The organism is Kosakonia oryzendophytica, from assembly GCF_027886705.1.
Taxonomy (GTDB): Bacteria; Pseudomonadota; Gammaproteobacteria; order Enterobacterales; family Enterobacteriaceae; genus Kosakonia; species Kosakonia oryzendophytica.
The window spans coordinates 1,105,487-1,118,556 of sequence record NZ_CP115659.1; the positions used below are offsets into that span (position 1 = coordinate 1,105,487).

Sequence of the window (13,070 nt, forward strand, 5' to 3'; positions counted from 1 at the left end):
CTGTACTGTTTTCTTGAAAGCGATGCAGGACATATATCAATTAACGTGCCACTTTTTATATCATTGATTTTTATATTTTTTATTTTTATTGCTAAAAAATGATGGTCATAATGACTATGATAAAAATGGTCAATATGACACTATGCATTGTCAAAAAGACAGTGAGGTTAGCATGAGTTTTTCACTGAATGTACTGGCGGGGATCGCCATTGAGCTGCAAAGCGGTATTGGTCACGCGGATCGTTTCCAGCGGCTAATCACCACCCTGCGGCAGGTGCTGGAGTGTGATGCGTCAGCATTGTTGCGTTACCAGGCGCGACAGTTTATCCCGCTTGCTATTGACGGGCTGGCGCAGGATGTACTGGGGCGGCGTTTTACGCTGGAAGGGCATCCGCGGCTGGAGGCCATTGCCCGCGCCGGAGACGTGGTGCGATTCCCGGCGGACAGTGATTTGCCTGATCCTTACGATGGGCTGATCCCCGGTCAGGAGAGTCTGAAGGTACATGCCTGCGTGGGCCTGCCGTTATTTGCCGGACAGAACCTGATTGGTGCGCTGACGCTGGATGGTATGGCACCGGATCAGTTCGACACGTTCAGTGATGAAGAGTTGCGGCTGATTGCGGCGCTGGCGGCCGGGGCGCTGAACAATGCGCTGTTGATTGAGCAACTGGAGAGCCAGAATATGCTGCCGGGCGCGCCAGCCACTTTCGAGCAGGCGGCTAACAGCGAGATGATCGGGCTGTCGGCGGGGATCATGCAGTTAAAAAAAGAGATCGATATCGTGGCGGCCTCCGATCTCAATGTACTGATCAGCGGTGAAACCGGCACCGGTAAAGAGCTGGTGGCGAAAGCCATTCACGAAGGCTCGCCGCGTGCCGCCAGTCCGTTGATCTATCTGAACTGTGCTGCCTTGCCGGAAAGCGTGGCGGAAAGTGAGCTGTTTGGGCATGTGAAAGGGGCGTTTACCGGGGCTATCAGCAACCGTAGCGGTAAATTTGAGATGGCGGATAACGGTACGCTGTTTCTTGATGAGATTGGCGAGCTGTCGTTGTCGTTGCAGGCCAAACTGCTGCGTGTGTTGCAGTATGGCGATATTCAGCGGGTTGGCGACGATCGCAGTTTGCGCGTGGATGTGCGGGTACTGGCGGCGACTAACCGCGATCTGCGGGAAGAGGTGCTGGCCGGGCGTTTCCGCGCCGATCTGTTCCATCGGCTGAGCGTTTTTCCGCTCTCTGTGCCGCCGTTGCGCGAGCGCGGTGAGGATGTGGTCCTGCTGGCGGGGTATTTTTGCGAGCAGTGCCGCCTGCGGCTTGGGCTCGGGCGCGTGGTGCTAAGCCCTGGCGCACGGCATCATTTGTTGAGCTATCGCTGGCCGGGGAATGTGCGCGAACTGGAACATGCGATTCACCGGGCGATTGTGCTGGCGCGCGGGACGCAAAACCAGGCGGAAGTGGTGCTGGAAGCCCGTCATTTCGCGCTCAGTGATGAACCTGTACAGCCGGAACTTCTGCCGGAGTCATTGCCGGTTGGGCAGAATTTGCGTGATGCGACCGATGATTTCCAGCGTGCATTGATCGCCCGCGCGCTGGAGGAGCATGGCGGCAACTGGGCAGCCAGCGCGCGTGGGCTGGAGATGGACGTCGCCAACCTGCATCGGCTGGCGAAACGCCTGGGTCTGAAAAATTAGAGAATGCCGGCCTGGTAGAAGTCCTGCAGGTTGATAGCTCCCACCAGCACACCGGTATCATCCACCACCGGCGCGGCGGCGATTTTGCGCTGCATCAGGCGCTCTTTGGCATCAACTGCCCGGCTGTCTGCGGCAAGCGTAATACCGCCGTAGGTCATCGCTTTGCTGACCCCGGTGCTCAGCGCGCCACCCGCCACCAGCCAGCGACGTAGATCGCCGTCGGTAAAGACCCCCTGCACCCGGCGTTGTGCATCGCATACCGCAACCAGGCCTAAACCGGTGCGGCTCAGTTCCAGCATTGCCTCCATCACGCTGGTGGTCATCTGTACGTGCGGCACCTGTTCATCTTTGCGCATTAAATGATGCACTTTGTTCAGCAGGCGGGCGCCAAGCGCGCCAGCGGGATGCGAACGGGCAAAGTCTTCTTCATCAAAACCTCGCGCCTGCATGACCGCCATCGCCAGTGCGTCCCCCATCATCAGGGTGGTGACGGTGCTGGAGGTAGGGGCCAGGTGCATCGGGCAGGCTTCGCGCTCAACGGAAATATCCAGCACGGCATCGGCGGCCAGCGCCAGCGGCGAGCGGGGTTTGCCGGTCATTGCCAGCAGCGCGACGGATTTTTCTTCCAGACGTGGCAGGATCAGCTCCAGCTCTTTTGCCGAGCCGGAATAGGAGATGAACAGCATAATGTCACGGCTTTCAACCATGCCGAGATCACCGTGCAGCGCTTCTGCCGGGTGCACGAAAAAAGCAGGCGTGCCGGTGCTGGCAAGCGTGGCGGCAATTTTTTTACCAATGTGCCCGGACTTGCCGATGCCGGAAACGATCACTTTGCCGTTGCAGTTCAGCACCGTTTCCGCAGCGCGGACAAAATCCTCGCCCAGCCTTTCTGGCAGTCGGCTGGCTTCCTGCAACTCCAGCAGCAGGGTTTGACGACCCGCGTTAATCAATGACTCACTCATGCTGTTCTCCGGCAATGATCACTTCGACCCCTTTCTCTTCCAGTGCGGTGCGGACGTCTGCCGGGATCCCGGCGTCGGTAATCAGTTTATCGACGCTCTCCAGGCTACAGACAACGTTGGGGCTTTTGCGGCCGAATTTAGAGGAGTCCGCCATCAGGATCACCTCGCGGGCAGCGTTGCACATGGCTTTGCTGACGGTGAAGACCTCATTGAAGGTGGTGACGCCGGCATTCAAATCAATACCGTCCGTGCCCATAAACAGTTTGTCGAAACTGAAATGCTCAAAGGCGTTTTCCGCCAGTTGACCGTGGAATGAGGCGGATTTTTTGCGGAAGGTACCGCCAGGCATGAGGATGGTTTGTTCGTTATCCAGCTCTGACAGCGCGTTTACAATGTGCAGGCTGTTGGTCATGACGGTGATGTTGTTGAAGTGGCTGAGCAGCGGCACCATTTGCAGCACGGTACTGCCCGCGTCAAGAATGATGGAATCGCCATCGTGGATGTAGGTGACGGCCGTTTCGGCAATCAGCCCCTTCTGTACGGTGTTGATCAGCGTTTTGTGATCGATAGGGGGATCGGCTTCGTCTTTATTAAGCACCACACCGCCATAGGTGCGGATCACGGCACCGGAATGCTCCAGCGCAACTAAATCCTTACGAATGGTCGTCCCTGTGGTGTCGAAGTGGTATGCCAGCTCTTCAACAGAACACTTTCCCTGCTTTTGCAGATGCTCAAGAATAGCCGCCTGACGCTGACGTGGTTTCATTGGCGCTGATTTCCTGCGTTACGTTGCGAAATGATAATTTCGCAAGCTAATAGCGTTCACAACGAAATTATCAATGTTTCATTTTAAGCGCTAATAATAGAGCATTCTGACAGCCAGGATCATGGGGAAAGATCACATCAGGCTCTAATTCCTCGCGTTTTAAGCCAATTAAACGGTCGATTTTCGCCGGACGCGCGAATACGGTGATGCCGCGCATCAACAGTGTGTCGCTGACGCGGTCCTGTTTATCAAAGGCCACGGCCAGTACCACACGGGGTTTAAAGCGCCCGCCCGAACGGCCAACGCCGACCCGCCCGCGCTGGCACAGTGCGTCGAACGCGTGATTGAACTGACGAATTTGCCAGCCGCCAAGGGCAAGCTGGCTTAACCAGGCAATAACGGCCAGGGTGATCAGGGCTGAAACCATCATGTTCTCCTTTATATCGGTGCCAGAGGGCGGTTAATGCCTTATCCGGCCTGTAATCAGGCCGGATAAGGGTAATCATCAGAACATCACCTGCCCGCCGGTAACGTTAATCGATTGGCCGGTGCAGTAAGAGGCTTTGGCGCTGGCGTAAAACATCAGCACATTCAGCACATCCTGATAGTCGCAACCGCGTTTCAACGGCACTTTATCCACATAGAACTGCTCCACCTCCTCGGCAGGAATGCCGAGTTTGCTGGCGTACTGTGGAATAAGTGACTGGAACATAGGAGATTTCAACAGGTTGCCCAGCATCAGCGCGTGCACAGTAATCCCGTACTCTGCCAGATCCAGCGCCAGTGATTGCGTTAGCCCGACGCCGCCGAATTTTGCCGCGCTATAGCCAGAGTTGTGTTTGCTGCCCACTTTGCCAGATTTTGAGTTGATCTGGATAATGCGGCCCTGGATGCCATCGCGGATCATCAGTCTGGCGAACTCGCGGGCGCACAGGAAGTAGCCCACCAGATTCACCTGTAATGAACGGTCGAAATCGCCCAGCGAGAAGTCGCTGATAAATGCCGCCTTGGCGATACCGGCGCTGTAGACCAGCAGATCCACACGACCAAAGATCTCATCCACACCGCGTGCCAGCGCCAGTACGCTCTGTTCGCTGGTGGCGTCGGCGCCAAATCCGTAGGCCATGCCTTCACCAAACTCGCTGTTGATCTCCTGGGCGACATTGGCCGCTTTATCACTCTGAATATCCACGACCGCGACGCGGTACCCTTCTGCGGCAAGCCCACGGCAGAGGAACGCCCCAAGGGTTTGTCCCCCGCCAATGACAACGGCAACCTGTTTCATATAGTTCTCCTTACGACTTAAGCGACAAATTTCAAAATGCAACCGGGGGCGATATCGTGCGGCGTTACGCCATCAACATGCACCGTTCCGGGGTATTCGGCCTGCGTCTGTCCATCGAAACGCAGGGTGATATGGCCCAGCTCACGCAGATTCTGCTCCGCCACATCGCCAACCGCCGTGACCGGATAATGCTGCTCGCCCAGCATGAATTCCGCGCCCGGACGCAGCACGCCAGACAACTCGCCGTGGTTGTGAATAAAGCAGAACTCCGCCACATCCGCAGGCGCACCTTCACGAAAGGTAATCAGCATGTTGTCGCTGAGCGCGTCGGCTGCGCAGTCGCCGATATGGGTAATGGTGGTCTGGTAAATCACCTTCATGGCACACCTCTTATTGATAAATGAAACCCGATACGAACCAGGCAATCAGCACCGTGGGCGCACCGGTTAAAAAGCGACTAACCAGTACGGAAGGAACGCCGACACGGACGGTGTCCTGGCGAGCTTCTGCCAGCGACAGGCCTACCGGGATAAAGTCGCAAGCGGCCTGTGCGTTAATGGCGAACAGCGCGGGCAGGGCGAGATGCGGCGGAATGTTTCCCTGGCCGATTTGTACACCGATAAGCACGCCAATGACCTGTGCGATAACGGCCCCTGGGCCGAGGAACGGCGATAGCAGCGGGAAAGAACAGATGAGCGCCAGTGTTACCAGGCCGAGTGGATGGCTGGCGAGCGGCGCGAGACCGTGGGCGATCCAGTCGCCCAGACCGGACGCCATAATGATGCCGATCAGCGCCGAGACGAAGGCCATAAACGGCAGGATAGTTTTCAGTACGGTATCAATGGTGTCGCGCCCGGCCTGAAACAGAACGGCGACCGCTGAACCCATGCCCATCCCTACTTTGGCCAGCAAACCGTCGCTCTGCTCGGTGATCTTTTTACTGGTGTCATAGTCACGTTGCCGCGGCTGTTGCGGCTGCCGCGATGGCGTTGTGCTGTCGGCTTCTCCCTGTAGGAAGATATTTTCCTCTTTCACGCCAGAGACATAGATATCTTCCATGATGTACTGCGCCAGCGGACCCGATTTGCCGGTTGCGTGAATATTGACGGTCGGGATACGGCGTTTCGGATAGATACCGCAGCGCAGCGTTCCGCCACAGTCAATCACCGCAACACCGATCTCAGATTCCGGTGGCTCGCCCTCTTTAAAGCCGTCCACTGCTTGCCAGCCAGTCAGTTGCGCCAGTTTGTCAACAATGGCAGGGCGTGTGCCTGCGGTGATATAGACGATTTTCTTGTCGCTGCTGGCATCGAGATGCAACGGGCCGCCCCAGCCGCCAGCGCCTTTTTCAATAACGATACGACTCATGATGTAGCTCCAGCGAGTTGGACGTTTTGTTCAAGTTGGATACCCATTTTTTTCTCGAAAATAGCGGTCGTGAGGTCCGTTATCCAGCCACGGAAGAAGTTGGTCACCAGACCCACCAACAGGTAACTCACTGCCAGCGGACCAAGCGGCAGGCCCAGCGTGGTCAGGCCGTTGGCGATGCCAAGGTAAACAAACAGTTCGCCGGGGTTGATATGCGGGAATAACCCGTTCATCGAGTGGCAGCTATACGATGCGGCGGCGTAATAGCTGGGTTTGTACTTCTCTGGCATAAACCGCCCGAGACTGAGCGTCATCGGGTTACAAAACACAAAGGTGCCAATACACGGTAAAAGCAGATAACGGGCAATCGGATTGCCCGCACAGCGTTGGGCAAATTTTTCGATACGGTGTTGGCCAATAAAGTTGATGAGTGCGTTCATGATCACCAACAGGCTTATCAGCAGCGGCAGAATACCGGTCACCATGCCGGTAAAGACCTCTCCGCCTTTCTGAAACAGCCCGATGAACCACTCGGCACCATGCGTAATGGTTTCCATTGTTCTCTCCTGTAGGGGTGTCGTTTTGTTGTTTAACCGTGCACTATCATAATCATTATGAAAGGTTGAAATGTGTTATTTAGATCTCGTTATGAAAGAAAAAATGATCATTGTGAAAGATATTGCGAGGAGGGACGGTTTTAAATGAATGCGCAATAGCAGGATGAAAAGTGAAGTGCGATCGTGCGCGCAGGCGTTATGGCGCTTCCTTGTCGGTGGTCAGATGCTTTACCATACTTGCTCCTGGCTGAATTCGTTTAAAATGGATGTCCCATGTTGAAGCGTTGTTACGCAGCGTTGCTGCCTGCGTTTGTCGTGCTCTGTGCCTGTAGCAGTAAACCCCCCCTTGCCGAAACCCCACAGACTGCATCGCCGCCTGCGCCGTCCGGCGGGTTTTTGCTGGCACCGCAGCACAATGTTGTGATGACCGGGGGCGATTTTGCCAATAACCCGGCGGCAGAGCGGTTTATTGATCAGATGGTGAGCAAGCACGGTTTTGACCGCCAGCAACTGCATGAAATTATCTCGCAGGCAAAACGCCTGGATTACGTCTTGCGCCTGATGGACAAGCAAGCGCCGACCACCGCTGGGCCGAGTGGGCCAAATGGTGCCTGGCTGCGTTATCGCAAGCAGTTTATTACCCCGGATAACGTGCAAAACGGCGTGGCATTCTGGAATCAATACGAAGATGCGCTGAACCGCGCATGGATGGTGTACGGCGTTCCGCCAGAGGTCATTGTCGGCATTATTGGCGTGGAAACCCGCTGGGGCAGAGTGATGGGCAAAACCCGTATTCTGGATGGTCTGGCGACACTGGCTTTTGACTATCCGCGCCGTGCGGATTACTTTGCCGGCGAGCTGGAAACGTTCTTGTTGATGGCGCGTGACGAAAGCGATGACCCGCTTGAGTTGAAAGGCTCTTTTGCCGGCGCAATGGGCTACGGCCAGTTTATGCCATCCTCCTACAAGCAGTTTGCCGTGGATTTTAATGGTGACGGGCACATTAACTTGTGGGATCCGGTGGATGCCATTGGCAGCGTGGCCAACTACTTCAAACAGCATGGCTGGGTGAAAGGCGATCTGGTCGCCGTTCCGGCTAACGGTCAGGCTCCGGGGCTGGAAAACGGCTTTAAAACCAACTACAGCATCGGGCAACTGGCATCTGCCGGGTTAACACCGCAGCAGCCGCTGGGCACACATCAGCAGGCCAGCTTGCTGCGCCTGGATGTGGGTACTGGTTATGAGTACTGGTACGGTTTACCCAACTTCTACACCATCACCCGTTACAACCACAGCACCCACTACGCAATGGCAGTCTGGCAGCTCGGCCAGGCAGTTGCGCTGGCACGGGTTCGCTAATTCAGCGCCCCTCCTGTGGGAGGGGACTGAAACATTTCGACGCATTCCCGTTTCGCCTACCCGTTTACTTCATTATCACTTCCGATTATTGTTACGTTATAACATATGAGGTGAGTGAATGATTCCCGTAACCCTGTTTTCCCTTTCCGCCACGACGCGGCTACTGCTGGCGGCGGTGTTATTGCTGGTGCTCTGGCTGCTGACTTGTTGGGCGGTGGCGCTGCCATGATTGAACTTGACCACCTGGTGGCTGGCTATGACAGGCAGGCGATTACCCCGGCACTGTGCGGCCGGGTAGTGCGCGGCAGCATGACTGCCATCGTTGGCGCAAATGGCTGTGGTAAATCGACACTTCTGAAAACCCTGGCGGGATTTTTACCGCCGGTCAGCGGTGTGCTGCGCTGGCCGGAGCGGCGTCCTGTCATTGGCTGGTTGGCGCAGCGCCATGCGCTGGAATCACAGTTCCCGGTGACGGTGCAGGAGGTGGTGAGCATGGGCTGCTGGCCGCGTATTTCATTGTTTCGCGGGCTGAACCGTGCAGCCCGCAGCCGTGTGGCGCAAGGGCTTGAGCGTGTCGGGCTAACAGCAATGGCGCGGGAAACGATCGATACACTCTCTGGCGGGCAGTTTCAGCGCATGTTGTTTGCCCGTGTTTGGGTGCAAAACGCGCCGTTGGTGATGCTTGATGAGCCTTTTACCGGCATTGATGAGGCGACGTCTCAGATACTGATGGAGCAGATTGTTGATATGCATTGCAGTGGGCAAACCATTCTGGCGGTACTCCACGACAGCGAGCGTGTCGCGCGTTATTTCCCGCAAACCTTGCGGCTTGGCGAGCAACAACCGCTGTGGGGTGCAACACACACCGCACCGCTGCAAACAGAGGTCTGCAGCGCATGATCTGGCATCTCTTTTTTCAGCCTTTTATTGAATTTGGCTTTATGCGCCGCGCGCTGGTGGTGTGCATGGCGTTATCGGTTAGCACTACGGCGCTGGGTGTTTTTCTGCTGTTGCGGCGCATGAGCCTGATGGGGGATGCATTATCACATGCGATTTTGCCGGGTGTTGCAGTGGGGTATCTGCTTAATGGCATGTCGCTGCTGGCCATGAGTATTGGCGGGTTTATCGCCGGGATTGTCGTGGCGCTGGTGGCAGGTTGGGTTAGCCGCCGTACGCCTCTGAAAGAGGATGCCAGTTTCGCCGGTTTCTACCTTGGTTCATTGGCACTTGGCGTGACGCTGGTGTCGTTGCGCGGCTCCAGTGTTGATCTGCTGCATCTGCTGTTTGGTTCAATTCTGGCAGTGGACAACGATGCCGCGCTGTTTGTTGCCGGGGTTGCCAGCCTGACGCTGGTGGTGCTGGCGTTGGGTTACCGTGGCCTGGTCAGTGAGGCCTTCGATAGCGCCTTTTTGCAGGTTAATGCGCCCCGAGTGCCTGGTATGTTCCACGGGCTATTTCTGGCGTTGCTGGTGCTGAACCTGGTAGCCGGATTTCAGGTACTGGGCACCTTAATGGCGGTTGGGGTGATGATGCTACCCGCTGTGGCGGCTCGCTGCTGGGCGCGTACCTTAGCGGGATTGTTATTGCTGGCGGCTGCTATCGGCGCGGTCTGTGCCTGGTTGGGATTAAGTTTGTCCTGGAGCGCGGGCTTACCTGCCGGTCCGTCGATTGTGCTGACGGCCAGCCTTATCTTCTTTTTTTCCATTTTATTCGGTACGCGCAGCGGGCTGGCTCACAGCCTGCGCACACTGTTAACTTAGCAAGGGGAAATGATGAAACGTACAGGGGTGATACTGGCGCTCGTGTTGAGCGTAATCGCGCAGGGGGCAATGGCAAAAACCCTCAATGTGGTGACCAGCTTTTCGATTCTTGGCGATATCACGCAGCAGGTGGGAGGCGATCATGTCAAGGTGACGACGCTAGTCGGGCCAGATGGTGATCCACACACTTTTGAACCGTCGGCGAAAGATAGCGCATTGCTTAACAAAGCCGATGTGGTCGTGGTCAACGGACTCGGGCTGGAAGGCTGGCTGGACAGGCTGGTTAAAGCGTCTGGCTTCAAAGGCCAGCTTGTTGTGGCGTCCACGGGGGTTACAACCCATACGCTGGAAGAAGATGGCGCAACAGTGACCGACCCGCATGCGTGGAACAGCGCGGCTAATGGCGCACTCTATGCGCAAAATATTCTTGCTGCGCTGGTGAAAGCCGACCCGGCTGATGAAGCGGCATTCAACGCATCAGGTCAGCGCTATATCGCGGAGTTGAAACAACTGGATAGCTGGGCAAAAGCGCGTTTTAGCGCTATTCCGCAAGCGAAGCGTAAAGTACTGACCAGTCACGACGCGTTCGGCTACTTTGCCCGTGCTTATGACGTTGAATTTATGGCACCGCAGGGGCTCTCTTCTGAAAGCGAGGCCAGCGCGGCGCAGGTGGCGTCATTGATCCAACAGATCAAAGCCGATGGTGTAAAAGTGTGGTTTATGGAAAATCAGCTGGATCCGCGCCTGGTGAAACAGATCGCCAGCGCTACGGGCGCGCAACCGGGCGGCGAACTCTACCCGGAAGCGTTGAGTGCCAAAGGGGGTGTGGCGGATACCTACCAGAAAGCATTCCGTCATAATGTTGATACCATCGCGAATAGCATGAAATAACCTCGCATGACCGGATGGCGCGCCCGGACGTTGCCATCCAGTCATGTTACGTTTGCCGGAGGCGCGCGCCGCTAACCGCATCAGGCAAATATTTCTGAAGCCTCCTCGTAAATTCGTTAACCCATCCCCATCTTTGTGCTGAAAGTGGTATCTTTTCCGCCACGATTTTTTGACGCACGGGAGCCATCATGACGGACAGTGAATTAATGCAACTGAGCGAACGTGTCGGGCGGGCGCTGCAGGCGCGCGGCGCTACGCTTACGACCGCTGAATCCTGCACGGGCGGGTGGATCGCGAAAGCGATCACCGATATTGCCGGCAGCTCCGCCTGGTTTGAGCGCGGCTTTGTCACCTACAGTAATGAAGCGAAATCGCAAATGATCGGCGTACAGGACGCCACGCTGGAAGCGCACGGCGCGGTCAGCGAGCCGGTGGTGGTGGAAATGGCGATTGGTGCGTTGAAAGCCGCGCGAGCCGATTTCGCGGTGTCGGTCAGCGGTATTGCCGGGCCGGACGGCGGCAGCGAGTCGAAACCGGTTGGCACCGTCTGGTTTGGTTTCGCCAGCGCGCGCGGAGAAGGGATCACCCGACGCGAATGTTTCCAGGGGGATCGTGAAGCAGTGCGCCGGCAGGCGACGGCTTATGCGTTGCAAACCCTGTGGCAACATTTTCTACAAAACACTTGATACTGTATGACTATACAGTATAATTGCCACAACAAAACAGTAATTCACGGCGGGGCGTAACGCGCTTCACTCTGCATGACAGGAGTAATCATGGCTATCGACGAAAACAAACAAAAGGCGCTTGCAGCCGCACTGGGTCAGATCGAAAAGCAATTCGGTAAAGGCTCCATCATGCGTCTGGGTGAAGACCGTTCCATGGATGTGGAAACCATCTCTACCGGCTCGCTCTCTCTTGATATCGCACTGGGTGCTGGCGGTTTGCCGATGGGGCGTATCGTCGAAATTTACGGGCCAGAATCTTCCGGTAAAACCACCCTGACGCTGCAGGTGATTGCCGCCGCGCAGCGCGAAGGTAAAACCTGTGCGTTTATCGACGCCGAACATGCGCTGGATCCGGTGTATGCCCGCAAACTGGGCGTTGATATCGACAACCTGCTGTGTTCTCAGCCGGATACCGGTGAGCAGGCTTTGGAAATCTGTGACGCGCTGGCGCGTTCCGGTGCGGTTGACGTGCTGGTGGTTGACTCCGTTGCGGCGCTGACGCCGAAAGCGGAAATCGAAGGCGAAATCGGCGACTCTCACATGGGCCTCGCGGCGCGTATGATGAGCCAGGCGATGCGTAAGCTGGCGGGTAACCTGAAACAGTCCAACACGCTGCTGATCTTTATCAACCAGATCCGTATGAAAATTGGTGTGATGTTCGGTAACCCGGAAACCACCACCGGTGGTAACGCGCTGAAATTCTACGCCTCCGTGCGCCTGGATATCCGCCGTATCGGTGCGGTGAAAGAGGGCGACAACGTTATCGGTAGCGAAACCCGCGTAAAAGTGGTGAAAAACAAAATCGCAGCGCCGTTTAAACAGGCTGAATTCCAGATCCTCTACGGTGAAGGCATTAACTTCTACGGCGAACTGGTTGATCTCGGCGTAAAAGAGAAACTGATTGAGAAAGCGGGTGCCTGGTACAGCTACAACGGTGACAAAATCGGTCAGGGCAAAGCGAATGCAACGACCTGGCTGAAAGAGAACCCGGCGGCAGCGAAAGAAATCGAGAAAAAACTGCGTGAGATTCTGCTCAGTAATCAGAGCTCCTCTGCGGAATTTTCGGTGGATGACAGCGGTGAAGGCGTTGAAGAAACCAACGAAGATTTCTGATAATCTGAACCGCAATCAAGGGCTGCTGATGCAGCCCTTTTGCTTTTCTATGACCACAGGATTTCGTCATGTCAGAGAACAGTTCCCGCCGCTCTTCAATTGCACGCCTGCGCGATCGCGCGATGCGTATTCTGGCGATGCGCGACCACAGTGAACAGGAGTTTCGTCGCAAGCTAACGGCGCCGGTAATGAGCAAAAATGGCCCGGAAACACTGGATATCACGCCGGAAGAGGTCGACCAGGTGGTGGCATGGTGCCTGGAGCATCACTTTCTCGATGATATGCGCTTTGTACGCCAGTTCATTGCCAGCCGTGCCCGCAAAGGTTATGGCCCGGCCCGCATTCGCCAGGAGTTAAATCAGAAAGGTATCGCCCGGCAGATGAGTGAAAATGCAATGTATGAATGCGATATTGACTGGGTAGCGAGCGCTCGTGAGCAGGCGCTACGTAAATATGGTGAACCATTGCCAACCGAGTTTGTGGCCAAAGTGAAAGTGCAGCGTTTTTTACTCTATCGCGGCTTTCTGCAGGAAGATATTCAGGAAATCTGGCGAAATTTTGCCGACTGAGCGCATACGGGATTTTACTTCGCAG

The 13,070-nt window shown here is 55.9% G+C and carries 15 protein-coding genes; 8 read left to right on the forward strand and 7 right to left on the reverse strand.

Translation table 11 applies throughout. From position 1 onward, the window contains the following. Positions 1 to 172: 172 nt before the first annotated feature. Complete coding sequence (gene norR, locus O9K67_RS05280) at positions 173 to 1,687, forward strand: nitric oxide reductase transcriptional regulator NorR (protein WP_061493448.1); 1,515 nt, start codon at positions 173 to 175, stop codon at positions 1,685 to 1,687. On the opposite strand, the gene gutQ is transcribed toward norR, so the two are convergent. From gutQ to srlA, 7 genes are all read right to left on the reverse strand, one after another. Further along, positions 1,684 to 2,649 carry an arabinose-5-phosphate isomerase GutQ gene (gene gutQ, locus O9K67_RS05285; RefSeq protein WP_061493449.1) on the reverse strand — a complete coding sequence of 322 codons (966 nt, stop codon included), beginning with the start codon at positions 2,647 to 2,649 and terminating at the stop codon, positions 1,684 to 1,686. The genes norR and gutQ overlap by 4 nt on opposite strands. Next, positions 2,642 to 3,415: a glucitol operon DNA-binding transcriptional repressor SrlR gene (srlR, locus tag O9K67_RS05290; RefSeq protein ID WP_061493450.1), complete on the reverse strand. Its 774-nt coding sequence runs from the start codon at positions 3,413 to 3,415 to the stop codon at positions 2,642 to 2,644. The genes gutQ and srlR overlap by 8 nt, the downstream gene beginning before the upstream one ends. A gap of 70 nt (positions 3,416 to 3,485) precedes the next feature. Then, positions 3,486 to 3,842 carry a transcriptional regulator GutM gene (gutM, locus tag O9K67_RS05295; RefSeq protein WP_061493451.1) on the reverse strand — a complete coding sequence of 119 codons (357 nt, stop codon included), beginning with the start codon at positions 3,840 to 3,842 and terminating at the stop codon, positions 3,486 to 3,488. Positions 3,843 to 3,920: 78 nt separating this feature from the next. Beyond that, a complete protein-coding gene (gene srlD / locus O9K67_RS05300) occupies positions 3,921 to 4,700 on the reverse strand; it encodes a sorbitol-6-phosphate dehydrogenase (RefSeq protein WP_061493452.1) in 780 nt (259 codons plus the stop codon). 17 nt (positions 4,701 to 4,717) lie between these two features. Continuing rightward, a complete protein-coding gene (srlB, locus tag O9K67_RS05305) occupies positions 4,718 to 5,080 on the reverse strand; it encodes a PTS glucitol/sorbitol transporter subunit IIA (protein ID WP_061493453.1) in 363 nt (120 codons plus the stop codon). Positions 5,081 to 5,090: 10 nt separating this feature from the next. Further along, positions 5,091 to 6,068 carry a PTS glucitol/sorbitol transporter subunit IIB gene (srlE, locus tag O9K67_RS05310; RefSeq protein WP_061493454.1) on the reverse strand — a complete coding sequence of 326 codons (978 nt, stop codon included), beginning with the start codon at positions 6,066 to 6,068 and terminating at the stop codon, positions 5,091 to 5,093. Further along, on the reverse strand, positions 6,065 to 6,625 hold the full coding sequence (srlA, locus tag O9K67_RS05315; protein WP_061493455.1) for a PTS glucitol/sorbitol transporter subunit IIC: 561 nt from the start codon (positions 6,623 to 6,625) through the stop codon (positions 6,065 to 6,067). The genes srlE and srlA overlap by 4 nt, the downstream gene beginning before the upstream one ends. 273 nt (positions 6,626 to 6,898) lie before the next feature. Between srlA and mltB the strand changes: the two genes are divergently transcribed. The 7 genes from mltB to recX all read left to right on the forward strand — a co-directional run bounded on the left by mltB (position 6,899) and on the right by recX (position 13,045). Beyond that, complete coding sequence (gene mltB / locus O9K67_RS05320) at positions 6,899 to 7,984, forward strand: lytic murein transglycosylase B (protein WP_061493456.1); 1,086 nt, start codon at positions 6,899 to 6,901, stop codon at positions 7,982 to 7,984. A 225-nt stretch (positions 7,985 to 8,209) separates the two neighbouring features. Next, positions 8,210 to 8,884 carry a metal ABC transporter ATP-binding protein gene (locus tag O9K67_RS05325; protein ID WP_061493457.1) on the forward strand — a complete coding sequence of 225 codons (675 nt, stop codon included), beginning with the start codon at positions 8,210 to 8,212 and terminating at the stop codon, positions 8,882 to 8,884. Continuing rightward, positions 8,881 to 9,744 carry a metal ABC transporter permease gene (locus tag O9K67_RS05330; RefSeq protein ID WP_061493458.1) on the forward strand — a complete coding sequence of 288 codons (864 nt, stop codon included), beginning with the start codon at positions 8,881 to 8,883 and terminating at the stop codon, positions 9,742 to 9,744. Before O9K67_RS05325 ends, O9K67_RS05330 begins: the two co-directional genes overlap by 4 nt. A gap of 12 nt (positions 9,745 to 9,756) precedes the next feature. Then, entirely contained in the window at positions 9,757 to 10,635 is an 879-nt protein-coding gene (locus O9K67_RS05335) for a metal ABC transporter substrate-binding protein (protein ID WP_061493459.1), read from the forward strand. 188 nt (positions 10,636 to 10,823) lie between these two features. After that, entirely contained in the window at positions 10,824 to 11,321 is a 498-nt protein-coding gene (gene pncC, locus O9K67_RS05340; protein WP_061493460.1) for a nicotinamide-nucleotide amidase, read from the forward strand. A 90-nt stretch (positions 11,322 to 11,411) separates the two neighbouring features. Continuing rightward, entirely contained in the window at positions 11,412 to 12,476 is a 1,065-nt protein-coding gene (gene recA / locus O9K67_RS05345) for a recombinase RecA (RefSeq protein ID WP_061493461.1), read from the forward strand. A 68-nt stretch (positions 12,477 to 12,544) separates the two neighbouring features. After that, positions 12,545 to 13,045, forward strand: a complete 501-nt coding sequence (recX, locus tag O9K67_RS05350; RefSeq protein WP_061493462.1) for a recombination regulator RecX — start codon at positions 12,545 to 12,547, stop codon at positions 13,043 to 13,045. The last annotated feature ends 25 nt before the right edge of the window (positions 13,046 to 13,070 follow it).